We start from the raw sequence: 24477 nt of genomic DNA on the forward strand, positions 1-24477 counted from the left end.
AATTCAGGGGCGGGATAGTCAGGAAATAAAACAGTAATCCGGTAGGGTAATGCGGAAATATTATTACACGTAAGTAATCATTTCCGCTATTCCACATAATTAGCAAAACGATCTTTCAATGTTTGCAACAATCCTGGCGTAAAACTGAGCAGAACCGTCGCGAAAGGCTAACGTTATAGTGGCGGCGATCACACTTTTCGCTCATCCCTGCTACTCCTCCCTGGCTAATGCCCTCCAGGATGAGGACGTTACCAGGGTAGCCTGGCACACTAGCGCCAACGTTTTTAGCTAACAGGATTGGATCCCTTATGTCACAGCCAACCTTCAATAAAGAACAGTTTCAGGCTGCGCTGACGCGTCAGTGGCAGCGTTATGGATTGCAGGCTGCTAATGAAATGACGCAGCGTCAGTGGTGGCACGCCGTGAGCGGTGCCCTGGCGGAGATGCTTGCGGCACAACCGACGGCGAAACCTGAAAAGAACCAGCGCCATGTGAACTACATTTCGATGGAATTCCTGATTGGCCGTTTGACGGGCAACAACCTGCTGAACCTTGGCTGGTATCAGGAGGTCACTGACGTGCTGAAAGGGCAAGATATTTCTCTTACTGACCTGCTGGAAGAAGAAATTGATCCGGGCCTGGGTAACGGTGGGCTGGGGCGGCTGGCGGCTTGTTTCCTGGATTCAATGGCGACAGTGGGCCAGTCCGGTACGGGCTATGGTCTCAATTATCAGTACGGCCTGTTCCGTCAGTCTTTTGCCGACGGGCAGCAGAGGGAAGCGCCGGACGACTGGCACCGCAACAGCTACCCGTGGTTCCGCCACAACGAAGCGCTGGATGTGCAGGTTGGCATTGGCGGTAAAGTGGTGAAAGGCCACTGGGAACCCGCATTTACCATGGTTGGCCAGGCGTGGGACTTACCCGTTCTGGGCTACCGTAACGGTGTGGCACAGCCACTGCGTCTGTGGCAGGCCACGCATGCTCACCCGTTTAACCTGACGAAATTCAACGACGGCGATTTCCTGCGTGCCGAGCAGCAGGGCATCGACGCCGAAAAACTGACGAAAGTCCTCTATCCGAACGACAACCATCTGGCGGGCAAAAAGCTGCGTCTGATGCAGCAGTACTTCCAGTGTGCCTGTTCGGTGGCGGATATTCTGCGTCGTCATCATCTGGCGGGGCGCAAGCTGGCGGAGCTGCCGAAGTTTGAAGTTATTCAGTTGAACGACACTCACCCGACTATCGCTATCCCTGAGCTGCTGCGCGTGCTGATTGACGAGCATCAGATGAGCTGGGACGACGCCTGGGCTATCACCAGCAAAACCTTCGCCTACACCAACCACACTCTGATGCCAGAAGCGCTCGAGTGCTGGGATGAGAAGCTGGTGAAAGCGCTGCTGCCGCGTCACATGCAAATCATTAACGAAATCAACAAACGCTTTAAAGTGCTGGTCGAGAAAACCTGGCCGGGCGACGAAGCGGTTTGGGCGAAGCTGGCAGTGGTGCATGACAAGCAGGTGCGCATGGCGAACATGTGCGTGGTGAGCGGCTTCGCGGTCAACGGTGTGGCGGCGCTGCACTCTGATTTGGTGGTGAAGGACCTGTTCCCGGAATATCACCAACTGTGGCCGAACAAATTCCATAACGTGACCAACGGCATCACGCCGCGTCGCTGGATCAAACAGTGCAACCCGGCGCTGGCGGCGCTGCTCGATAAGAGTCTGAAGAAAGAGTGGGCCAACGATTTAGACCAACTGATCAACCTGGAAAAATACGCTGACGACGCGAAATTCCGCAAAACGTATCGCGACATTAAGCTTGCGAATAAACAGCGCCTGGCTGAGTTCGTGAAGCACCGCACCGGCATTGAGATTAACCCGGCGGCGATTTTCGATATTCAGATTAAACGCCTGCACGAATACAAGCGTCAGCACCTGAACCTGCTGCACATTCTTGCGCTCTATAAAGAGATCCGCGAAAACCCGAAAGCCGACCGCGTGCCGCGCGTGTTCCTGTTCGGCGCGAAAGCCGCTCCGGGTTATTACCTGGCGAAGAACATCATTTTTGCCATCAACAAAGTGGCGGAAGCGGTGAACAATGACCCGAAAGTGGGCGACAAGCTGAAGGTGGTGTTCCTGCCGGATTACTGCGTGTCGGCGGCTGAAATGCTGATCCCGGCGGCGGATGTTTCCGAACAAATTTCCACAGCGGGCAAAGAAGCCTCGGGTACCGGCAACATGAAGTTGGCGCTGAATGGCGCGTTAACCGTCGGTACGCTGGACGGCGCGAACGTTGAAATCGCCGAGAAAGTCGGCGAAGAAAACATCTTCATTTTCGGCCATACCGTGGAAGAAGTGAAAGCCCTCAAGGCCAAGGGCTATGACCCGCTGAAATGGCGCAAGAAAGACAAAGTGCTGGACGCGGTGCTCAAAGAACTGGAGAGCGGTAAGTACAGCGACGGCGACAAACATGCGTTTGACCAGATGCTGCACAGCATGGGCAAGCAGGGCGGCGACCCGTATCTGGTGATGGCCGATTTCGCGGCTTACGTGGAAGCACAGAAGAAAGTCGACGAACTGTATCGTGACCAGGAAGCCTGGACGCGTGCGGCGATCCTCAATACCGCGCGCTGCGGCATGTTCAGCTCGGATCGTTCTATCCGTGATTATCAGAGCCGTATCTGGCAGGCGAAACGTTAAGGGAGCGCTATGGAGAGCAAACGTCTGGACACTGCCGCGCAGGCGGCGGGCATCAGCCCAAGTTACATCAATGCCCACGGCAAACCGCAGTCAATTGGTGCCGACACCAAACGACGTTTGCTCGACGCAATGCATCACAGTGCAACGGTCACGAAAGTGGCCGTCACGCCGGTGCCCAACGTGCTGGTTTTCACCCACGGCAAAAAAATGTCGCTGGCGGTGGAAGGCAACGGTGACTATCACTGGATGCTGACCACGGAAGAGGGCGCTCAACATCAGGGCAACGCCAGCGCGGGTAAAGCGCTGACGCTTCCGGCTCGTTTGCCAGAGGGGTATCACACGCTGACATTAGCCCAGAGCGAAAGCCGCTGGCACTGTCGGGTGATTGTTGCCCCTGAACGCTGCTATGAACCTCAGGCGTTAAAGCAGGGCAAAAAGCTGTGGGGCAGCTGCGTGCAGCTCTACACCTTACGTTCTGAAAACAACTGGGGAATCGGGGATTTCGGCGACCTGAAAGTGATGTTGCCGGAAATCGCCCGCCGCGGCGGGTCATTCATTGGCCTTAACCCGATTCATGCGCTTTATCCGGCGAACCCGGAAAGCGCCAGCCCGTACAGCCCTTCTTCGCGCCGTTGGCTGAACGTGATTTATATCGACGTGAACGCGGTCGAAGATTTCCGCCAAAGCAAAGAAGCGCAGGCGTGGTGGAAACTGCCGACCACTCAGCAGACGCTGAAATCTGCCCGCGATGCCGAGTGGGTGGATTACGCGACCGTCACTATGCTGAAAATGACCGCGCTGCGCATGGCATGGAAAGGTTTCTCACAGCGCGACGACGACCAGATGGCGGCCTTCCGTCAGTTCGCGCTCAATGAAGGGGAAAGCCTGTACTGGCAGGCGGCGTTTGACGCGCTGCACGCTTATCAGGTTAAAGAAGACGAGATGCGCTGGGGCTGGCCTGCGTGGCCGGAAGCGTATCAGGATATCGAAAGCCCGGAAGTGAAAGCTTTTTGCGAGAAGCATGCCGACGAAGTGGATTTCTTCCTGTGGCTGCAATGGCTGGCTTATTGCCAGTTCGCCGCCTGCTGGAACGAATGCCAGCAGTACGAGATGCCGATTGGCCTCTACCGAGATCTTGCGGTAGGCGTGGCGGAAGGCGGGTCTGAGACCTGGTGCGATCGCGAACTCTATTGCCTGAAAGCTTCGGTCGGTGCGCCGCCGGATATCCTGGGGCCGCTTGGGCAGAACTGGGGGCTGCCGCCGATGGATCCGCATATCATCACTGCGCGCGCCTACGAGCCGTTTATCGATCTGCTGCGCGCCAATATGCAAAACTGCGGCGCGCTGCGTATCGACCATGTGATGTCGGTCCTGCGTCTGTGGTGGATCCCCTACGGTGAAACCGCTGACCATGGCGCTTACGTCCACTATCCGGTGGACGATCTGTTATCGATTCTGGCGCTGGAGAGTAAACGCCATCAGTGCATGGTTATCGGGGAAGATCTCGGCACGGTGCCGGTGGAAATCGTCGGCAAACTGCGCAAGAGCGGCGTGTACTCCTACAAAGTGCTCTATTTCGAAAGCGATCATGAGAAGACGTTCCGTGCGCCAAAAGCCTATCCGGAGCAGTCGATGGCCGTGGCAACAACGCACGATTTGCCGACGCTCAGAGGCTACTGGGAAAGCGGGGATTTAACGCTGGGTAAAACGCTGGGCTTATATCCGGATGAAGTTATCCTGCGTGGCCTGTATCAGGATCGTGAACTGGCGAAGCAAGGTTTGCTGGAAGCGCTGCACAAATACGGCTGCTTGCCGAAACGCGCCGGGCATAAAGCCACGCTGATGAGCATGACCAGTACGCTGAATCGCGGCATGCAGCGTTATATCGCCGACAGCAACAGTGCGCTGTTGGGCCTTCAGCCGGAAGACTGGCTGGACATGGCCGGGCCGGTCAACATACCGGGCACCAGTTATCAGTATAAAAACTGGCGACGTAAGCTTTCCACGCCGATCGAAGCGATGTTCGCCGATGAGACGGTGAATAAGCTGATTAAGGATTTGGATAAGCGCCGGAAGGCTGCGGGGAAATAAAAGAGTCAGCGGGCCGCGAAGATTTCGTAGGCCCGCGCAAACGAAGTGCCGCCGGGCGAAAATGCCTGATGGCGCTGCGCTTATCAGGCCTACAATACTGCACTTTGTAGGCCCGGTTAGCGAAGCGCCACCGGGCTTTCTCTTAGTAGTAAGAGTGCTCACCACGCTGGTGTTCGGTCAGATCGCGAACGCCTTTCAGTTCAGGGAATTCGGCCAGCAGCTGCTTCTCGATCCCTTCTTTCAGCGTCACATCCACCATTGAACACCCGTTACAACCGCCGCCGAATTGCAGGATCGCAAAACCTTCATCGGTGATTTCCATCAGCGATACGCGACCGCCGTGGCCGGCCAGCTGCGGGTTAACCGTCGCTTGCAGCATGTACTCAACGCGCTCCATCAGCGGGGCGTCGTCGGACACTTTACGCATCTTGGCGTTCGGGGCTTTCAACGTCAGTTGTGAGCCTAACTGATCGGTCACGAAGTCGATGTCCGCATCTTCAAGATACGGCGCGCTCAGCTCATCAACGTACGCGGTCAGCAGGTCAAATTTCAGGGCTGTGTCGGTGGCTTCCACCGCATCCGGCGGGCAGTAAGAAACACCGCATTCAGCGTTTGGGGTACCAGGATTGATCACAAATACGCGGATTTGTGTCCCTTCTTCCTGATTCGCCAGCAGTTTGGCAAAGTGCGCTTGTGCAGCATCGGAAATACGGATCATAGCTTTGGCCTAATAGTTGACTACTTTAGTCGGTTATAATACGCCCATCACAGAGGGTCTACAAGGTGCGACACAGGCACCATACCTGAACTGACGCGGCGCCGTTTTGCAAAAGCAGGCGGGAAAGCTCGGCTACGGTGGTACCGGTCGTGACGACATCGTCCACAAGGGCGATATGGAGACCCGCGACAGAAAATTCAAGCTGAAAGGCATTTTTCAGGTTCTGCCGCCGTAATCGGGCGGAAAGCTGATGCTGCGTGGCTGTCGGCCGTATCCGGCGTATCGCTTCTGGCTGATAACGAATGCCAAGCCAGCGGGAAAGGGGCTGGCACAGCAAGTCGGCCTGGTTGTAGCCTCGTCGCCAGTGACGGCGTTGCCACAATGGAACGGCGACCAGCAAATCCGCCGTTGGCTGTCGCTGCTTTATCCTCAGCAACAATAACCTGGCGAGAGCTCGCGTCAGCTCCGGCTTGTTACTGAACTTCCAGCGTTTGATCAGTGTGGAGAGCGGGGCGACGTAATCGTTGATCGTCACCAGCGATTGCCAGGGCGGCTCGTGCCGTAAGCATCGCCCACAAACAACCGTGTTGCTGGTGGCGGGCAATCCACACTGCGGGCAAAGCGAGCGGTTCGAACTCACTGCGCGAGTGCAGCGAGAGCAAATGCCCCAGTGCGCCAGCGCTAACGGCATTTGGCATAGCCAGCACGAGCCGTGGACTGATAGCATATCTCCCCCCTCCTTTTTGAAGAATGAGAACAATAGCTGATGAACGACATCGGGTGGCAAACCAAAGGCGAAGGAAATACGCATCTTGTGCTGCTGCACGGATGGGGGCTGAATGCGGAAGTGTGGGATTGCATAACCTCTGAACTCAGCTCGCATTTCACGCTGCATTTGGTCGATCTGCCAGGGTTTGGTCGCAGTCAGGGCTTTGGGGCGATGTCCCTGGAAGCGATGACGGAGACAGTGCTGGCAAAAGCGCCGGAAAAAGCCGTCTGGCTCGGCTGGAGTTTGGGCGGTCTGGTGGCAAGCCTTGCTGCACTTACCGCGCCTGAGCGAGTGCAGGCGCTGGTCACGGTAGCTTCCTCTCCTTGTTTCTGTGCCCAAACGGAATGGCCGGGAATCAAACCTGAAGTGCTTTCCGGTTTTCAGCATCAGCTGAGCGAGGATTTCCAGCGCACGGTCGAGCGCTTTCTCGCCTTACAAACGATGGGCACAGAGAGTGCGCGTCAGGATGCCCGAAAATTGAAAAGCGCGGTGCTGGTGCTGCCAATGCCCTCGGCGGACGTGCTAAACAGTGGCCTCGAAATCCTGAAAACGGCCGATCTGCGCGACGCGTTGACTACCCTAAAGATGCCGTTCCTGCGGCTGTATGGTCATCTCGATGGCCTGGTCCCGCGCAAGGTGGTGCCTCTGCTTGATGCCCTGTGGCCGCAAAGTCAGTCTTTCGTTTTCCCTAAAGCGGCACATGCTCCGTTCATTTCGCATCCCACCGAATTTTGTCAGCAGTTGCTGGCGCTCAGGCAGGCGATTCTCTGATTTTTAAGGCAAACTGGCGAAAAATCCATTAACGGCAATACTTAGTGAGGCGCTGCATTTCGAACCGCAGCGTCCACATAAAATGGTCATATGGAGAGTACGGCTATGAAATTTGCTTCAGGTATTGTTGCGGCACTGGTTATGGGTTCAATCTCTTTTGGCGCAATTGCTGCCAAAGAAATTACCAAAGAAGATCTGGCGAAAATGAATCTGACCAAAATTGGTTCGGTGACCACTTCGCGCACGACTTCGCCGATGGACGCTAAGCGCGATCTGTCGAAGAAAGCTGACGAAAAAGGCGGGAAGTATTTTGTGGTGATTGCGGGTGAGAAGAACGAGAAAAACGTTCACGCTAACGCAGACGTCTACAAGTAAAAGCAAAAAGCGGGCTTTGGCCCGCTTGAGAGTGATGACAAACCTCTAACAAATGAAGATTTGTCAGAGGGTGTCTAATAAGAAACAAGGAAAATCAATTTATTGATTTTCGGCTGATAACCACAAAGAAGGAAAAACCACGCTTTTTCCTTCTTTGTCAGCAGTCTGAAGCGGGCTTTGGCCCGCTTCTTCATGTTTATGACTGAAGGACCCACCACTCCCGCACACAGGCTTTCCCTTCCGGACAACTTTTACAACTGCCGCTCAGACAATCCGACACATCGTCCGTCACGCGCTTCGCTTTGCCCATCGCTTCCAGACGCAGCAACATGGCTTCAATCATCGGCTGCGGCGTGTGCAGGACGTGGCTGAGCTGTTGGGCTTCCATCCGACCTTGTAGCGCCAGCGTATCCCGCAGTTCAATCATCGAAGCCATTGTGTACTCCTTAGTGGCAGTCGCCAGCCGGGCTGTTACAGCAGCTTTCGACCGTTTTGCGCGTCGCCAGCAAATTCACATTCACACGGCTACGAGCACGGCGTAGCAGGCCAATCACCACGACGTTAAACAGGACCACGGCCAGAATACAGACCAGGCTGTAGCGCGGATGCTGCTGGAAGCTGCTGATCTGATAGAACACCGTGGAGAGCGAGTAGGCGATATTCAGCCCCCATAGCACCGAGAAGCCCATCCAGCCGCGGCTCGACTCACGGGAAATCGCGCCCATCACCGAAATGCAGGGGATATAGAGCAGAACGAAAATCAGGTAGCTGTAGGCCGCCGCCGCGCTGCCAAATTTGCTGCTCATGACGCCCATTGCGCCGGTTGCCATTTCGCCGTCGCCTTTGCTGGCTTCGATTGGGTTAGCCAGCACGCTCAGGCTGAAGGTGTCTTTCAGGCTCTGCCAGGTTTCCCCTGCGGCGGCACCCAGTTCATCCAGCACGTTAAACGTTGCCGGGTCGAACTCTTCCTGCTGGATATTTTCGGCGGTGTAAAGCGTGTTCAGCGTACCGACCACCACTTCTTTTGCCATTGCTCCCGTGAACAGGCCAACTGTCGCCTGCCAGTTATCTTCATGCACGCCAATCGGCTTGAACAGCGGGGTGATGACGCGGCTGACGGAGGCCAGGGCGGAGTCGTTGATATTGTCCGCCGCTTTACCGCTCAGCGTGAAGCTGTTTAATGCGCTGAGGAAGATGCTGACAATCACAATCACTTTACCGGCACGCAGGACAAAGCCTTTCAGGCGCTGCCAGGTTTGAATAATCAGGCTTTTCAGATGCGGCACGTGATAAACCGGCAGCTCCATCACAAACGGTGAAGCTTCCCCACGCATGATAGTGTGCTTGAGCATCAGGCCCGTCAGGATAGCCATCACGATGCCCAGGACATACAGCGAGAAGACCGCCAGGGCGCCTTCCTGCCCAAAGAACGCAGCGGCAAAGACGGCGAAGATCGCCAGACGCGCGCCACAGGACATAAACGGCGCCATCATGATGGTCATCAGGCGTTCACGCGGGGCATCCAGCGTGCGTGCACCCATCACAGACGGCACGTTACAGCCAAAGCCGACAATCAGCGGCACGAAGGATTTGCCCGGCAGCCCCAGTGACTGCATCAGGCGGTCCATGACGAACGCCGCGCGCGCCATATAGCCGGAATCCTCAAGGAACGAGAGGAACAGGTACATCATGCCGATTTGCGGTACCAGCGGCAGCACGGTGTTGATCCCGCCGCCAATCCCCTGCGCGAGGAAAATGGTCAGCCATTCCGGGAAGTGCAGGGTGGCGCCAATCCACTGAATGCCGTGGATAAAGATAGCGACAGAACCGCCGTCAAAGATGGGCTGTAGCGCTCCGCCGATGTTGATCGCCAGCAGGAACATCAAATACATCACGAAAAGGAAAATCGGCAGGCCGAGGAAACGGTTAAGAATGACTTTATCCACCGCCGTGGTAAACCGGCTCGGCTCGGCGGTGAGCGTGTTGCTGACTACATCGCACACGGCGGCGATGGTTTGATAACGGGCATCGGCAATGTGCAGCGCCGGATCGTCCATCTCGGTTTTCAGTCTCGCTTCTGCCGCTTCAAGCTGCTGCGCCGCTTCACCTGCGTAGTTGCGGCTGTAAATGTCACCTTCCAGCATTTGCAGGCCTAACCAGCGACGCTGCTTTAGCGGCATCTCCGGGCTGATAGCCTGCGCCAGCCAGTCGGCTTCACGCAGCAGCGGTTTGGCGTAATGCACCAGTTCGATATTGTCGTTGGCCTGATGGCGGTCGATGCTCATCTTCAGGGCTTCAATGCCGCGGCCACGGGTCGACACCAGTGGGATCACAGGGCAGCCAAGACGCGCAGCCAGCGCATCCACTTCAATGCGAATTTGTTGCTTCTCGGCAATATCCAGCATGTTCAGCGCCACGATGCACGGAATGCCCAGCTCCAGCAGTTGCAGCGTCAGGTACAGGTTGCGCTCAAGGTTGGAGGCATCGACCACGTTAATCAGCAAATCGGCATCGCCACTGAGGATGTAGTGGCAGGCAATTTGCTCATCCAGCGAGGTCTGTGAAGAGATGGTGGTCAGCGAATAGGTGCCTGGCAGGTCAACCAGCGTCACCTGATGGTCGGTGGTGCTGAACTGGCCTTCTTTACGTTCAACGGTGACACCCGCCCAGTTCCCGACTCGCTGGCGCGCGCCGGTTAACTGATTAAATAAGGTCGTCTTTCCTGAATTGGGGTTGCCAATTAAGCCAATGGTTAATTTTTTCATATTAATGAACTCGCTGTCTCTGGCAGGAATTAACGGCTAAGCGCTTCTGTTTCAATCAGCGCCAGGTCTTTTTTGCGTAATACGAGGCTGACGCGGCGAGTTTCAATATGCACAGGATCGCCAAGAGGGGCGACGCGAACCACATGAAAAGAGGACCCAGGCAACATGCCAAGGGAAAGTAATTTCTGCCGGTAAGCCGGGCTAATGTCTGCAGAGAACCCGGTGATCTTCCACGTACTGTCTGGAGTGAATTGCATAAGACCACTTTGAACGAAGGTTAAATAATCAACACTTTTATGATAATGAGAATGGTTTCCATCCACAATGTTTAAAATGTGACGAGATGTGCATTGGGCAATTAATTAGCAGACAGTTTGACCTGGCTCAACTTTTATTGAATTGAGTTAGCCGGGTCTACGTAGATGGTTTGTTAATTAATTGATAATCGAAAGCTTAAATATAGATGCGTAACCGGTTACATTGGTTTTGTGATACCTGAATGTTGATCCTTCTATGCAGGTTGACTTACCAGCATGAAGTTGATAGCGCGATCAGTTCAGGAGCGGAGGCTCGCCACAATGTGAGACCAGGCGTAACGGTACCGCTACGCTTAAAAGGTCTTATTTAGGATCTCTGCAAACTCAACTTCCACATCTTATCAAATTGAGGTTTAATTGCATCCTGCATTTAATATTCTTATGCCTGTTCATTCCTGTATTGCCAGAGATAGTTAGAATTTACGAAGAAATGATTACCATGAAAAAAAGAGGGGGAGGAGTGATTCTATATCATATATTTATTTTTATAGCTTCAATTATATATATGGCACCATCGTATGCTGATAGCGTTGCGGGTTGCGTTAATAACGCGATGACGATTACACCCATTATTAGATTCGATATGCCTCTTGTTTTTCCAGACAATGAACCAACAGGAACGGTATTTGCTACTGGGTCATCACCGGCACAGTTTCGCGCAAGGGTAACAACAGCTGAACGCTATGTCGGTTCTTATGATGTTTACTTAAAAACACCGGATCATCGTATTATGACATTAGGGAATGGCGTCAGTGTTTACAGGACAAATATACCGGGTGTCGGCATTGCGTATCCCGATGGTTCTGTCAGGTCTGATGCTGAATCCAGAGAGGTCTATTTATATACTAATCCTGTCATAAACGATGACAATTTAGTTAATATAAACCTGAGGTACCAATTGGTTAAAACGGGAAATAACGTTGGAAGTGGTTCGTTGAGCGGGAATTTTGGCAGCTTTGATCTCTGGTGCTACCCAAAGGGTGAATTGCTTAATGGTGGGCCCGGTTCTTTTGGTCAAACTTTAAATGTTGTAGGTAACCCTGTAATAATGAATGCTCCTTGCCGAGTTATTCATGACGATATCAAAGTCAGTATGGGGGCGATCTCTTTAAATCGTTTCAATGGAATAGGAACAACGAGTGCACCAAGGGATTTCAGCATACAGCTTTCGTGTAATGCTCAACCAAATGTGAGTTTTATGGTAACTCCAGGACCTAATGGCAGCCTGGATATCGATAAGGGGATCCTTAATCTTAATAATCCGGCAGACAGCACCACAGCGAAAGGTGTCGGTTTACAGGTTTTGTTTAAACATTCACCTTTAAAATTCAATCAAAATACGGCTGCGGGGGCTGCAACACAGAATTTTGAAATACCTCTGCAAGTTCAATATATACAGACTGAGAGTCAGGTATCGGCGGGGACTGCGAATGCTTCTGCTGCATTTATTATCAGCTATAACTAAATTCCTCAAAAATGATATTTCTGACAGCAGCCATGGCTTATAGATGCTGCGCTTATTATTGGGCGTATCGCTATTTACCCGGCCTTTGGATTCGGCCGGGTAAACAGGCCTAACGCTACCGCTTTTTGTTCATTGCAGCAGCCAGGGCATCCATCATGGCGCTGTTACCTGCTGGCTGAGCTTCACGCCCGCGCGGTTTTGCCGCTTTCGCTGCCGGACGGTTGTTTTGCTCACGTCCGCCACTGCTGCCACGACGCGAATTAGTATCGCCAGGCTGCTCGTCCAGACGCATCGTCAGCGCGATACGCTTACGTTGCAAATCCACTTCCAGCACTTTCACTTTGACGATATCGCCCGCTTTCACCACGGTGTGGGGATCTTCCACGAACTTGTCCGCCAGGGACGAGATGTGCACCAGACCATCCTGATGCACGCCGATATCAACAAACGCGCCAAAGTTGGTGACGTTGGTTACCGCGCCTTCCAGCACCATGCCCGGCAGCAGGTCGTTCATGGTTTCTACGCCGTCGGCAAACTTCGCAGTTTTGAACTCCGGACGCGGGTCACGGCCTGGCTTTTCCAGCTCTTTGATGATGTCGGTAACAGTCGGCAGGCCGAAGCGCTCATCGGTGAAATCGACAGCTTTGATGTTGCGCAGCTCGTTGCCATTGCCCATCAGGTCTTTCAGTGCCTGCTGAGTGGCCGCCAGAATACGCTCCACGACAGGATAGGCTTCCGGGTGAACCGTGGAGGCATCGAGCGGGTTATCGCCGTGGTTGATACGCAGGAAGCCCGCGCACTGTTCAAAGGCTTTTGGCCCCAGACGGCTGACTTTCAGCAGTTGCTGACGGTTCTGGAACTGACCGTTCTCGTCACGCCAGGAGACGATATTCTGCGCCATCATGCGAGTCAGACCGGCGACGCGAGTCAGCAGCGGTACGGAGGCCGTGTTGAGGTCAACGCCGACGGCGTTCACGCAGTCTTCTACCACCGCGTCCAGTTTACGCGCGAGCTGAGACTGGCTGACGTCGTGCTGATACTGGCCCACGCCGATGGATTTCGGATCGATTTTCACCAGCTCAGCCAGCGGATCCTGCAAGCGGCGCGCGATAGAGACCGCACCACGAATGGACACGTCGAGATCCGGGAATTCCAGCGCCGCCAGTTCAGAGGCGGAATAAACGGATGCGCCTGCTTCACTGACGATAACTTTCTGCGCCGTGACTTTCGGGAACTGTTTTTGCAGGTCGAGGAAGAAACGCTCGGTCTCACGCGACGCCGTGCCGTTACCAATCGCCACCAGTTCGACATTGTGCTTCTCGCACAGCGCGGCAACCGCGACAGCGGCTTTAGCTGCCTGGCCGGTGTGAGGATAAATGGTGTCCGTCGCAACCAGCTTGCCGGTGCCATCCACAACCGCGACTTTTACGCCAGTACGCAGGCCTGGATCGAGGCCCATGGTGGCTTTCAGGCCAGCAGGTGCGGCCATCAGCAGATCGTGCAGGTTACGGGCGAAGACGTTAATTGCTTCGTCTTCCGCGCGCTCACGCACGGTGCCCATCAGTTCGGTTTCGAGGTGCATCAGCACCTTGATGCGCCACGTCCAGCTGACCACGCCTTTACGCCAGCTGTCTGCCGGAGCATGGTTCAGACGCAGACCCAGATGGTCGGTGATGATTTGTTCGCAATAGCTCTCTTTCGGCGGCTCATCAAACTGCGGATCGGCGTTCAGGGAAAGCTGCAAAATGCCTTCGTTACGGCCACGGAACATGGCCAGCGCGCGGTGAGAAGGTATGCCGGAAATCGCTTCGTGATGATCGAAGTAATCGCGGAATTTCGCGCCTTCTTCCTTTTTGCCGCTGACAACCACGGCCACCAGATGCGCGTTCTTCCAAAGGTATTCACGGACTTTCGCCAGCAGCTGTGCGTCTTCAGCAAAGCGCTCCATCAGGATGTAGCGTGCGCCATCCAGTGCGGCTTTGGTGTCGGCCACGCCGTTATCGGCATTGATAAATTTGGCGGCTTCGGTTTCCGGATCGTGCGACGGCTCGTTCCACAGCAGATCGGCCAGCGGCTCAAGGCCTGCCTCAATCGCAATCTGCCCACGGGTGCGGCGCTTCGGTTTGTACGGAAGATAAAGGTCTTCCAGCTCGGTTTTGCTCAGCGTACCGTTAATGGCTTTCGCCAGTTCGTCCGTCAGTTTGCCCTGATCGTCAATCGACTTAAGAATCGACTGGCGACGTTCTTCCAGTTCGCGAAGATAGCCAAGACGAGTCTCCAGGTTACGCAGCTGGGTATCGTCCAGCCCGCCGGTGACTTCCTTACGATAACGTGCAATAAACGGCACGGTGTTCCCTTCATCAAGCAGTCGAACGGCAGCTTCTACCTGTTCGTTTCTGGCCTGAAGTTCACCCGCAATAATGCGGCAGAGCGAATCATTCATCATGGCTTTTTCATCTGGTTGGTCGAAAAACAGGGGGATAGTTATACGGATTGACCGGCGAAAATGCCAGTTATCCGCGCGCCTATCAGAGTGTTCCAGGCGAGTTATTTAACGTACTCGATCTCATTGACATACCATGTCGCCTCGCCACCGGGTGTCTGCACCAGCGCCAAATCGCCGACCTCTTTTTTCAGCAGTGCGCGGGCCATGGGGGAGTCGATAGAGATGTAATCTTTGCGGCCAAAAATCTCGTCGTAACCGACAATGCGAAAGCGCTTCACATTGCCGTCGTCATTTTCAATTTCCACCCACGCGCCGAAGAACACTTTGCCTTCCTGCTGCGGGGAATAATCGACAATCTTCAGATTTTCCAGGCACTTTGTGAGATAACGTACCCGACGGTCAATTTCGCGCAGGCGCTTTTTGTTGTACTGATAGTCAGCGTTTTCACTGCGATCGCCAAGGCTCGCGGCCCAGGTCACCTTTTTGGTGACTTCAGGACGCTCTTCACGCCAGAGGTAATCCAGCTCTTTTTTTAACTTCTCGTACCCTTCGCGGGTGATTAGCGGCGTTTTCATTGTAATGCTACCTTGTGACTACCTGCTCTTGCGCACATTTTGCCTCAAAGCATACGCGAGTTGGCTAAAAAATAGTTTTCTGTGATGAAATGTACAGATAAGCTGCTGTTAAATATGCTTTGTAACAATTTCGGCTAGAATTTATACCAGATTTAGCTGGAGCGTAGCGTAGGCTTTTTTGAGAATACGCACTCTGATTGTTGCGAACCTTCTGGGAGTAAAACCAATGCAAGAGAATTTTAAGATTCTTGTTGTGGATGACGACATGCGCCTGCGTGCGCTGCTCGAACGTTATCTGACCGAGCAAGGCTTCCAGGTTCGAAGCGTAGCCAACGCCGAACAGATGGACAGGCTGTTAACTCGTGAATCTTTCCACCTGATGGTGCTGGATTTGATGCTGCCTGGCGAAGACGGTCTCTCCATTTGTCGCCGCCTGCGTAGCCAGAGCAACCCGATGCCGATCATCATGGTGACGGCGAAAGGGGAAGAAGTTGACCGTATCGTGGGCCTGGAAATCGGTGCCGACGACTACATTCCTAAGCCATTCAACCCGCGTGAACTGCTGGCGCGTATCCGTGCCGTGCTGCGTCGTCAGGCGAACGAACTGCCGGGCGCACCTTCGCAGGAAGAAGCGGTGATTGCCTTCGGTAAATTCAAACTGAACCTCGGCACGCGTGAGATGTTCCGTGAAGATGAGCCAATGCCACTGACCAGCGGTGAGTTCGCGGTTCTGAAGGCGCTGGTTAGCCATCCGCGTGAACCGCTGTCTCGCGATAAGCTGATGAACCTGGCGCGTGGCCGTGAATATTCGGCAATGGAGCGTTCCATCGACGTACAGATTTCCCGTCTGCGCCGCATGGTGGAAGAAGATCCTGCGCATCCGCGTTACATTCAGACCGTGTGGGGTCTGGGCTACGTATTCGTGCCGGACGGTTCTAAAGCATGAGGCGAATGCGCTTCTCACCACGAAGTTCCTTTGCCCGAACGCTGCTTCTCATTGTCACCTTGCTGTTCGTCAGCCTGGTGACGACCTATCTTGTGGTGCTGAACTTCGCGATTTTGCCGAGCCTTCAGCAGTTCAATAAGGTTCTGGCCTACGAAGTTCGTATGCTGATGACCGACAAGTTGCAGCTTGAAGACGGCACCCAGTTAGTGGTGCCGCCGGCTTTTCGTCGTGAGATTTACCGCGAGCTGGGCATTTCGCTCTACTCTGATGAAGCAGCGGAAGACGCAGGCTTACGCTGGGCGCAACATTACGAATTCCTTAGCCAGCAGATGGCGCAGCAGTTGGGTGGCCCAACCGAAGTTCGCGTTGAGGTTAACAAAAGCTCGCCGGTAGTGTGGCTAAAAACCTGGCTGTCACCCAACATCTGGGTACGCGTTCCGCTGACAGAAATCCATCAGGGTGACTTTTCGCCGCTGTTCCGCTATACGCTGGCGATTATGCTGTTGGCGATAGGGGGCGCGTGGCTCTTTATCCGAATACAAAACCGACCCCTTGTCGATCTCGAACATGCTGCCTTGCAGGTCGGGAAAGGCATCATTCCGCCGCCGCTGCGTGAGTATGGCGCGTCGGAGGTGCGGTCAGTCACACGAGCCTTTAACCATATGGCGGCAGGCGTGAAGCAGCTTGCCGATGACCGTACGTTGTTAATGGCAGGCGTGAGCCACGATTTGCGTACGCCGCTGACCCGTATTCGCCTGGCAACAGAGATGATGGGCGAAGAGGACGGCTACCTCGCGGAATCCATCAACAAGGATATCGAAGAGTGCAACGCCATCATCGAACAGTTCATTGACTACCTGCGCACAGGCCAGGAGATGCCTATGGAACTGGCGGATCTCAATGCCGTGCTGGGTGAAGTGGTGGCCGCGGAAAGCGGTTACGAGCGTGAGATTGAGACCGAGATGCAGGCGGGTGAAATTCCTGTGCGGATGCATCCGTTGTCCATCAAACGTGCCGTCGCCAATATGGTGGTGAACGCCGCTCGCTACGGCAATGGCTGGATAAAAGTCAGCAGCGGCAGCGAACCGAACCGTGTGTGGTTCCAGGTGGAAGACGACGGTCCGGGTATTAAACCTGAACAGCGTAAACATCTGTTCCAGCCGTTTGTTCGCGGTGACAGCGCACGCAGCACCAGCGGAACAGGCCTTGGCCTGGCGATTGTGCAACGTATTATCGACAACCATAACGGCCTGCTGGAGATTGATACCAGCGAACGTGGTGGATTACTGATTCGTGCGTGGCTGCCGGTGCCTGTGGTTCGTACGTCCAGCGGCACGAAAGAGAGTTAAAAAAAAAGCCCGGTGGCGGCTACGCCTTACCGGGCCTACTTAGTATTGTAGCCCCGGTAAGCGCAGCGCCACCGGGGAGTATCTCTTAAATCCGTGGTCCTGCCTCTACCAATGCCGCACCAGCAGGCGTGTCGGTGTACTTCTCAAAGTTTTCCACAAACAGTTTTGCCAGCGTTTCTGCTTTTTCCTGCCATTGTTCCGGGGATGCGTAGGTGTTACGCGGATCCAGAATGTGCGTGTCCACGCCCGGTAACTCGGTCGGGATTTGCAGGTCAAACATCGGCAGGGTGAAGGTTTCAGCTTCATCCAGCGAACCGTCAAGGATAGCGTCGATAATCGCACGGGTATCTTTGATAGAGATGCGCTTGCCGGTTCCGTTCCAGCCAGTGTTCACCAGATAAGCCTGCGCGCCAGAAGCCTGCATGCGTTTCACCAGCACTTCAGCATACTGAGTCGGGTGCAGCGACAGGAATGCCGCGCCAAAACAGGCAGAGAAGGTTGGCGTTGGTTCTGTCACCCCGCGCTCGGTGCCTGCCAGTTTCGCCGTGAAGCCAGACAGGAAGTGATACTGCGTCTGGTTTGCCGTCAGGCGGGAAACCGGTGGCAACACACCGAAGGCGTCTGCGGTCAGGAAAATGACCTTGTTTGCATGACCCGCTTTCGACACCGGCTTAACGATATTGTCGATGTGGTAAATCGGGTAGGAGACACGGGTGTTTTCGGTCTTCGACGCATCGTCAAAGTCGATGCTGCCATCGGCACGCACGGTGACGTTTTCCAGCAGCGCATCACGGCGGATAGCGTGGAAGATGTCCGGTTCGGCTTCTTCAGACAGACGAATGGTCTTCGCGTAGCAGCCGCCTTCAAAGTTAAACACGCCGTCATCATCCCAGCCGTGTTCGTCATCGCCGATTAAGCGGCGTTTCGGGTCGGTGGACAGGGTGGTTTTCCCTGTCCCCGACAGGCCGAAGAACACGGCCACATCGCCTTTTTCGCCGACGTTAGCGGAACAGTGCATCGAAGCGATGCCTTTCAGCGGCAGCAGGTAGTTCATGATTGAGAACATGCCTTTCTTCATTTCGCCGCCGTACCAGGTGCCGCCAATCAGTTGCACACGCTCGGTCAGGTTAAACGCCACGAAGTTTTCAGAGTTCAGGCCCTGTTCTTTCCACTGTGGGTTGGTGCACTTCGCGCCGTTCATCACCACGAAGTCAGGCTTGAAGGTTGCCAGCTCTTCGTCGGTTGGGCGAATGAACATGTTTTTCACAAAGTGGGCCTGCCATGCCACTTCAGTGATAAAGCGCACGCACAGACGGGTGTCGGCGTTGGCGCCGCAGTAAGCGTCGATAATAAACAGGCGCTTACCAGAAAGTTGATGAGTAACGAGGGTCTTCAGATGTTGCCAGGTTTCAGGGGAGAGCGCCTTGTTGTCGTTCTTGCCTTTACCTTTATCTGCCCACCACACGGTGTCGCGGGTGGTGTCGTCACGGACAATGTACTTATCTTTCGGCGAACGGCCGGTAAAGATACCGGTGTCGACATTGATAGCACCAAGATTCGTCAACACGCCTCGCTCGTACCCTTCCAGATTGGGGTTGAGCTCTTCCTGATACAGAGTGTCGTAATCGGGGTTGTAGACGATATCCTGAACGTCGTTGATACCATAAGCCTTGAGATCCTGCGGGGTAATACCATTAACACGCATGTCACTGCTCCTTAGCCAAATGTTCTGCTAATGATTGTAGGGTTTTTAAGAGGTTTCTTACCGCGACGAGGCTCATAGAATTGCGTATCCGGACTGATGTCAAACTAACGGAAAACACGGTGACTCCTGTCACGAGGCGAGACAGATTATGGCAGGAAACGTTTTTGAATGGGGGGAAATGTTCTTAAACGGTTAATGATTAGTTTAATGAACTGATGGAATGTGAATGTAATCGCATTCCTGAAAGAAAATGACGAAAGAGTTACAGCAAAAATCGATTCACTTCTCGAGGTAAATAGCACAACCAGGGTTGCCGTTTTTAGTGTTTGCACCCTCTCCCTGTGGGAGAGGGCTGGGGTGAGGGCACCAGACCGCATTGGCCCTGGCCGATCAGCATCAATGGATCTGCGGGTCCGCCGGTGATGCGTTGTTACGAATTTCCGCAATGTCCATGGCGTTGAAAACGTAATGGCTGGCGCAGTAATCGCAGTGCATATCGATTTCACCGTCATCGGCCAGGATGCTATCGACCTCTTCATCCGGAAGGGTTCTTAACGCATCGGCGCAGCGTTCACGGGAACAGGTGCATTTGAACTCTACTTTCTGCGGATCGTAGACCGTCACTTCTTCCTCATGGAACAGGCGCCACAGCACATCGGTCGCTGGCAGGCCAAACAGCTCTTCCGCTTTGATGGTGTCGGCCAGGGTTGCCAGGTGTTCAAAATCCTGGGCCTGAGCGTTTTGTGCTGGCATCACCTGCAGCAGAATGCCGCCTGCGGCCATTTTGCCTTCGTGCTCACCGGTACGGATGATCAGACGCGTTGGCAGCTGTTCGGAACGCAGGAAATAATCTTCCAGACAGGCCGCCAGGGTATCCCCTTCCAGACCGACCACGCCCTGATAACGCTCGCCTTCTTCCGGCGCAATGGTGATAACCAGATAGCCGTTACCGACCAGCGTTTTTAAATCGGCATCTGCCGGAATATCAACCTGGACACGAGCCACACCGCGTAGCTCCTGATTGTTGTTGCCGTTAATCACCGCCAGCGACATTGGGCCATCGCCCTGAAGTTGCACCGTGATATCCCCGGCAAACTTCAGCGTGGCGGTCAGCAGGCTGGTGGCAACCAGCAGCTCGGCCAGCACGTTCTTCACGGGCTGCGGGTAATTGTGGTTTTCCAGCACCTGTTCCAGCGTTTCGGTGACGGTGACCAGTTCGCCGCGTACGGCCACGTTTTCAAACAGATAGCGGTGTAATTGATCGTGTTGAATCATCGTTTTCTCTCTTAAGGGGACGGTTACTCGCTGTCCCCATGTTTAAATCTCATCAGGTCCCGGCGCTCTTTTTTATCAGGGCGACGATCCGGGTGCGGCATGGTCAGCGCATTCAGCTTACGGGCGACGGCCATTTTTTCCCGTTTCTCGATACTTTCCGCGGTCTCTTCATACATCAGAACCGCTTCAGAGGCCGGGCGACGCTGTTCGGAAATGCTTTTCACAATCACCGTGCGTTCGTCATTCCCCTGACGAAGCGTCAGTGTGGCGTTCAGCTCCATCGCTTTGCCCGGTTTGCTACGCTGGCCGTTGTAGTGAACTTTGCCGCCTTCAACCATTTCACGCGCCAGAGCACGGGTTTTGTAAAACCTGGCTGCCCAGAGCCATTTATCCAGGCGGACGGCTTCTGCAGGCTTCTCTTTCATGGTTTCTCCTTCACCGAATCGCGGGGATCAGCCGACGATAATCATTCAGTGCCGGGTGACGCTGATACTGCTTTTCCGCCACGCCAGAATCCGGATTGGTGACGCCCAGGCAATAACGAATGCCGAATAATGCCGCGGCATCCAGAATGGGCTCGCTGTCGTCAATGAACACCGTTTTGTGTGCGTCTAACGCCGTCTCTTTTGCGACGGCCCGCCACAGGCGCTGATCTTCTTTCGGATAACCAAATGTGTGGGTGGAAAGTAATAAATCAAGGTGTGAAGCCAGGCCAGTATGTTCCAGCTTCACGGCCAGATTGTGTGGATGCGCATTGGTGAGCAGCACCCGACGCTTCCCGCTGGCTTTCAGGGCATCCAGAAAAGGGACCGTATCTTCGCGAAGCACGGCATTTGGGCCTTGCGCGGTGGTCATGGCGCAGATATCAAGCCCAAGACGGTCGCTCCAGTAATCCAGACAGTACCAGTTTAGCGTATGCTGCACGGCGTGATATTCTTGACTTATCCGCAGCTTCGCTTCCTCAACGCTGAGGCCGTTTTGTGCGCCATAGGTTTCAGGAACCAGCTTTTGCCAGAAATGGGTGTCGAAGGCGAGATCGAGAAGGGTACCGTCCATGTCCAGCAAAACGGTATCCACCTCTTGCCAGGCGATATCAAAATGCATGTTGCGTCTCCAGCCGAAGAATGCGCGACAGGGTATCACACCGGCCGCGCTTGCGGGAGCAGGGCGGTTTAGCTGTCTGAGCTTTCCTGGCGTAGGGCCTCACCGGAAGGGATCAGCACCGGGTTGATGCAGCTATCATAATATTTCTGTATTTCCACCCTGCGCATACGATGGCGTTGATAGCGTCGAATGGCCTGAAGCGCGTTCCAGAAACAGCATGCCAGCATCGCCAGCATCAACAGAGTGGTGCTGATGTAACGCCACAGCCCGGAGCTGTCCGGAATGCGATGCAGATTAATATGACGGGTGCCGTTTGCATCGGTGGTCAGGTTGGTGACGATACCTTCTGCCACGAAGGGGGTGTGCATTAGCATCCCGGCCAGGCGCTGAAACTCAGCCCATTGTTCGTGAGCCGGATAATCATAGAGAGAAACGGATGGCCAGGGCTGCGAGACCAGGTCACTGCCCTCGTCACTGGAAATCAAAAAGCCGCCCGGTGCAGGGCTGTTTAACGCTTGTGCCGCTCGTGCCGTTTCGCGCATCACAAACGGCGCGGTAGAGGTGGTGACCAGATTATCCAGAGATTCTGCGCTAACCGGGCGAAGCAGAACGTTAACGCCGTCGAGCTTGCCGGAGCTGGCTCGTTTGGTCAGCGTTTCCCAGTCACGGGTGTTACCGAGGTTAACCAGCGCATTTTTCAGGCGAGCGCAGTCGTCTTCAGCGGAACACAAATCTTTCGTTTTCAGCACGATGTCGGCGAAGTCATCCAACAGCACCATGCCTGATTTCTGAATGGCGGAGCGCAATGCCGGGCTCACGCGGGAGCTGTCATCCGGATTAGGATGCAGCTGACGGTTCACCGCCTGCATCAGCGCCGTGGCTTTGGTAACAACTTCGGATTCCGGTAGCGGCAGCGGAGGCGCATCGTTCCAGATAATCTGCGAACAGTCGAACGGCATAAACGGCGAGTTTTCCTGCGCCGTCCAGGTGCCTGGCGAATGAATATTGCACATGCCGGTGCCGCTGATATGCAGCGTATCGCCCACGCGAACGCCTGCTTTATCGAGCTGGCTCACGGTGGTGGCTTCAATCGTCTGCGCGCCTTTCAACCACGACAGCGTGAATTTAAACGGCATTCCCAGTGGAACGCTAATCCACAGCATCATCACAATCAGTAAGGCTCCGCCCGCGATAATGGCGCTACGCAGCCAGTGCTGAAGGGGGAAATGTTTCACCTCTTCGTGCAAGGACAGGAAGCGGCCCTGACGCACGACATGGCGGTCGAGGTAAATATCGATATCCGTTTGCTGGCCTAAATCCTGGCCGATGTACGGCTGCCAGTGGCGCGGGTAAATCAGGTCAATAATCCCCAGTGAGATATTGTTGATTTGTTCCTGATCGTTTTCACCAAACAGGCCCCAGCGCTTTGGCGTGCCTCGCAGGCAGTGAATCTCCCGCAGCGACGTTTTAGACGGTGGCGCAAAAAGACCCCAAAGCCCAAAGGCCAGCAGCAACACTGCGCCGCCAGCCACCCAGGGTACAAAGACCTCTGGCACCATCAACGCACAGAAGAACAGCAGAAAGGCGCTGACGATAAGCAACGCTTCGCGTAAACCATCCGGACGGCTCAGCGCGTACTCTTCGCGAGTTTCCTGGCGAATATTCAGCAGTTCAATCTGTTCGCTTTCTTCACCGCGAATGGAAGCCTGAGTGGCAGAACGTTGTTCGAGTGCGTAACCACGAGCTTCTTGTTTGTGATCCTGAAGCGTGTGGCCGTTGAGCGAGATGACTAACGGCAATGAATCGGTGTGGATCAGCTCTACCGTATTCTCATCATTGATGTACTGTTCCCAGAACGGCGGGAGGTGAATCTCGACGGAATCAAGGAAGTAGCGCCATTTGTTCGGATCGTCAGTGGTGATGCCGTAGCGAGTGATCGATCGGGTGACACAGTAGACAATATTGCTTTGGGCATTGAGGGTTAACGCAGTCGGCGCAACAGTGGCACCGGAAGCGGGCACTTCCTGCGTGCGGCTCAGGCCTTCGAGATAGCTTTCAGCGGCAGCGCGTTCGTCCGCGCTCAGTTTACGCGTGGTCGCGCCCACAAAAGCATGCAGCCGGGGAAGTCTTCCGTGTTGTAAGCGCTGTCGATAAAACCACCCTGCAAGCAATGCGCAGACCAGCATAGCAGCGAGGAGAATCAAAAAGGTGCCCATGCTTTTCCCATCATACTTATTCTTACAGGTTTCGTCGGTTGCCCATTAACACAGAACGTGAGCCCGTAGTTAGCTATCGGCACGCATCACCCAGAACTTGAAAGATTAATTACGTTCTGACGCAACATTTGAGGATATCAGAGGTCAGTAAGTGCGAATATCAGCAAATTCTCAAATTCATTGCAACCTCTTGACTTTTTGATCAAAAAAGTGACTCCGGCAAAAAGTTATGCGAATGTAAATACATAGCATCAGGAATTGCCTAAACTGTGCGGCATGTCGCACAATTACCCTGTTATCACAGAAAAATCAGGTCACCATGGATAAACCATTAACAAAACCCACCCTGCATAAAGTTGAAACCGTTGCTCGTTCACGGCTGTTTACTGTGGAAAGTGTGGACCTGGAATTCAGCAATGGCGAACGTCGCGTGTACGAAAGAATGCGTCCTTCGACGCGGGAAGCCGTGATGATAGTGCCGATTGTTGACGATCACCTGATCCTAATCCGCGAATATGCCGTGGGCACAGAATCGTATGAACTGGGCTTCTCCAAGGGGCTGATTGACCCTGGCGAAAGCGCCATGGAAGCGGCAAACCGCGAGCTGAAAGAGGAAGTGGGCTTCGGGGCGAATCAGCTGACGTTCCTGAAAAAGCTCAGCATGGCACCCTCCTACTTTTCCAGCAAAATGAACATCATCGTTGCTGAAGATCTCTACCCGGAGTCATTGCCGGGCGATGAGCCGGAACCGCTGCCTCAGGTTCGCTGGCCGTTAGCGAATCTGATGAGCCTGCTGGACGAGCCGGACTTCAACGAAGCCCGCAATGTCAGCGCGTTGTTCCTTGTGCGCGAATGGCTCAAAGGGCAGGGACGACTTTAGGGCGCTGTCGG

General features: G+C 54.4%; 20 protein-coding genes. 8 read left to right on the plus strand and 12 right to left on the minus strand.

Translation table 11 applies throughout. The features are described 5' to 3' along the window. Window positions 1-308 precede the first annotated feature (308 nt). A complete protein-coding gene (gene malP / locus ACRCWW_RS17630) occupies window positions 309-2699 on the plus strand; it encodes a maltodextrin phosphorylase (RefSeq protein WP_438683556.1) in 2391 nt (796 codons plus the stop codon). Window positions 2700-2708: 9 nt separating this feature from the next. Continuing rightward, window positions 2709-4790 carry a 4-alpha-glucanotransferase gene (malQ, locus tag ACRCWW_RS17635; RefSeq protein WP_438683557.1) on the plus strand — a complete coding sequence of 694 codons (2082 nt, stop codon included), beginning with the start codon at window positions 2709-2711 and terminating at the stop codon, window positions 4788-4790. A 142-nt stretch (window positions 4791-4932) separates the two neighbouring features. Here the strand turns inward: malQ and nfuA are convergent, their stop codons facing one another. Beyond that, window positions 4933-5508, minus strand: coding sequence for a Fe-S biogenesis protein NfuA (gene nfuA, locus ACRCWW_RS17640; protein WP_438683558.1), 576 nt, complete (start codon window positions 5506-5508; stop codon window positions 4933-4935). A 58-nt stretch (window positions 5509-5566) separates the two neighbouring features. Then, window positions 5567-6235 carry a DNA utilization protein GntX gene (gene gntX / locus ACRCWW_RS17645; RefSeq protein WP_438683559.1) on the minus strand — a complete coding sequence of 223 codons (669 nt, stop codon included), beginning with the start codon at window positions 6233-6235 and terminating at the stop codon, window positions 5567-5569. 39 nt (window positions 6236-6274) lie between these two features. Between gntX and bioH the strand changes: the two genes are divergently transcribed. Next, complete coding sequence (gene bioH / locus ACRCWW_RS17650; RefSeq protein ID WP_438683560.1) at window positions 6275-7048, plus strand: pimeloyl-ACP methyl ester esterase BioH; 774 nt, start codon at window positions 6275-6277, stop codon at window positions 7046-7048. Window positions 7049-7153: 105 nt separating this feature from the next. After that, a complete protein-coding gene (locus tag ACRCWW_RS17655; RefSeq protein WP_438683561.1) occupies window positions 7154-7423 on the plus strand; it encodes a YdgH/BhsA/McbA-like domain containing protein in 270 nt (89 codons plus the stop codon). Window positions 7424-7619: 196 nt separating this feature from the next. Here the strand turns inward: ACRCWW_RS17655 and feoC are convergent, their stop codons facing one another. The 3 genes from feoC to feoA are packed head-to-tail and all read right to left on the minus strand — an operon-like array spanning window position 7620 to window position 10445. Continuing rightward, complete coding sequence (feoC, locus tag ACRCWW_RS17660; RefSeq protein WP_438683562.1) at window positions 7620-7859, minus strand: [Fe-S]-dependent transcriptional repressor FeoC; 240 nt, start codon at window positions 7857-7859, stop codon at window positions 7620-7622. 10 nt (window positions 7860-7869) lie between these two features. After that, on the minus strand, window positions 7870-10188 hold the full coding sequence (gene feoB, locus ACRCWW_RS17665; RefSeq protein WP_438683563.1) for a Fe(2+) transporter permease subunit FeoB: 2319 nt from the start codon (window positions 10186-10188) through the stop codon (window positions 7870-7872). A gap of 29 nt (window positions 10189-10217) precedes the next feature. Next, window positions 10218-10445 carry a ferrous iron transporter A gene (gene feoA, locus ACRCWW_RS17670; protein ID WP_404659781.1) on the minus strand — a complete coding sequence of 76 codons (228 nt, stop codon included), beginning with the start codon at window positions 10443-10445 and terminating at the stop codon, window positions 10218-10220. Window positions 10446-10944: 499 nt separating this feature from the next. Here feoA and ACRCWW_RS17675 point away from each other — a divergent pair, with 499 nt between their 5' ends. Next, window positions 10945-11970 (plus strand): fimbrial protein, encoded by a 1026-nt coding sequence (locus ACRCWW_RS17675; RefSeq protein WP_438683564.1) that lies wholly within the window; start codon window positions 10945-10947, stop codon window positions 11968-11970. A gap of 115 nt (window positions 11971-12085) precedes the next feature. On the opposite strand, the gene ACRCWW_RS17680 is transcribed toward ACRCWW_RS17675, so the two are convergent. Next, window positions 12086-14416 (minus strand): Tex family protein, encoded by a 2331-nt coding sequence (locus ACRCWW_RS17680; protein WP_438683565.1) that lies wholly within the window; start codon window positions 14414-14416, stop codon window positions 12086-12088. Between the two features lie 101 nt (window positions 14417-14517). Next, a complete protein-coding gene (gene greB / locus ACRCWW_RS17685; protein WP_438683566.1) occupies window positions 14518-14991 on the minus strand; it encodes a transcription elongation factor GreB in 474 nt (157 codons plus the stop codon). Between the two features lie 226 nt (window positions 14992-15217). Between greB and ompR the strand changes: the two genes are divergently transcribed. Then, a complete protein-coding gene (gene ompR / locus ACRCWW_RS17690; protein WP_182382783.1) occupies window positions 15218-15937 on the plus strand; it encodes an osmolarity response regulator transcription factor OmpR in 720 nt (239 codons plus the stop codon). Continuing rightward, the gene (gene envZ, locus ACRCWW_RS17695; RefSeq protein WP_330984994.1) at window positions 15934-17286 is read left to right on the plus strand and encodes a two-component system sensor histidine kinase EnvZ; all 1353 of its coding nucleotides are present in this window, start codon (window positions 15934-15936) and stop codon (window positions 17284-17286) included. The genes ompR and envZ overlap by 4 nt, the downstream gene beginning before the upstream one ends. Window positions 17287-17371: 85 nt before the next feature. Here the strand turns inward: envZ and pckA are convergent, their stop codons facing one another. The 5 genes from pckA to ACRCWW_RS17720 all read right to left on the minus strand — a co-directional run bounded on the left by pckA (window position 17372) and on the right by ACRCWW_RS17720 (window position 23586). Beyond that, window positions 17372-18991, minus strand: a complete 1620-nt coding sequence (gene pckA, locus ACRCWW_RS17700; RefSeq protein ID WP_438683567.1) for a phosphoenolpyruvate carboxykinase (ATP) — start codon at window positions 18989-18991, stop codon at window positions 17372-17374. Window positions 18992-19387: 396 nt separating this feature from the next. After that, on the minus strand, window positions 19388-20266 hold the full coding sequence (hslO, locus tag ACRCWW_RS17705; protein WP_438683568.1) for an Hsp33 family molecular chaperone HslO: 879 nt from the start codon (window positions 20264-20266) through the stop codon (window positions 19388-19390). 23 nt (window positions 20267-20289) lie between these two features. After that, window positions 20290-20691, minus strand: a complete 402-nt coding sequence (gene hslR / locus ACRCWW_RS17710) for a ribosome-associated heat shock protein Hsp15 (RefSeq protein ID WP_438683569.1) — start codon at window positions 20689-20691, stop codon at window positions 20290-20292. A gap of 10 nt (window positions 20692-20701) precedes the next feature. After that, window positions 20702-21370: a GMP/IMP nucleotidase gene (yrfG, locus tag ACRCWW_RS17715; RefSeq protein ID WP_330984999.1), complete on the minus strand. Its 669-nt coding sequence runs from the start codon at window positions 21368-21370 to the stop codon at window positions 20702-20704. 68 nt (window positions 21371-21438) lie between these two features. Beyond that, window positions 21439-23586 carry an intracellular growth attenuator family protein gene (locus tag ACRCWW_RS17720; RefSeq protein ID WP_438683570.1) on the minus strand — a complete coding sequence of 716 codons (2148 nt, stop codon included), beginning with the start codon at window positions 23584-23586 and terminating at the stop codon, window positions 21439-21441. A 319-nt stretch (window positions 23587-23905) separates the two neighbouring features. Between ACRCWW_RS17720 and nudE the strand changes: the two genes are divergently transcribed. After that, the gene (nudE, locus tag ACRCWW_RS17725; RefSeq protein ID WP_330985001.1) at window positions 23906-24466 is read left to right on the plus strand and encodes an ADP compounds hydrolase NudE; all 561 of its coding nucleotides are present in this window, start codon (window positions 23906-23908) and stop codon (window positions 24464-24466) included. Window positions 24467-24477 lie beyond the last annotated feature (11 nt).

Source organism: Scandinavium sp., from assembly GCF_051650185.1.
Classification (GTDB): domain Bacteria; phylum Pseudomonadota; class Gammaproteobacteria; order Enterobacterales; family Enterobacteriaceae; genus Scandinavium.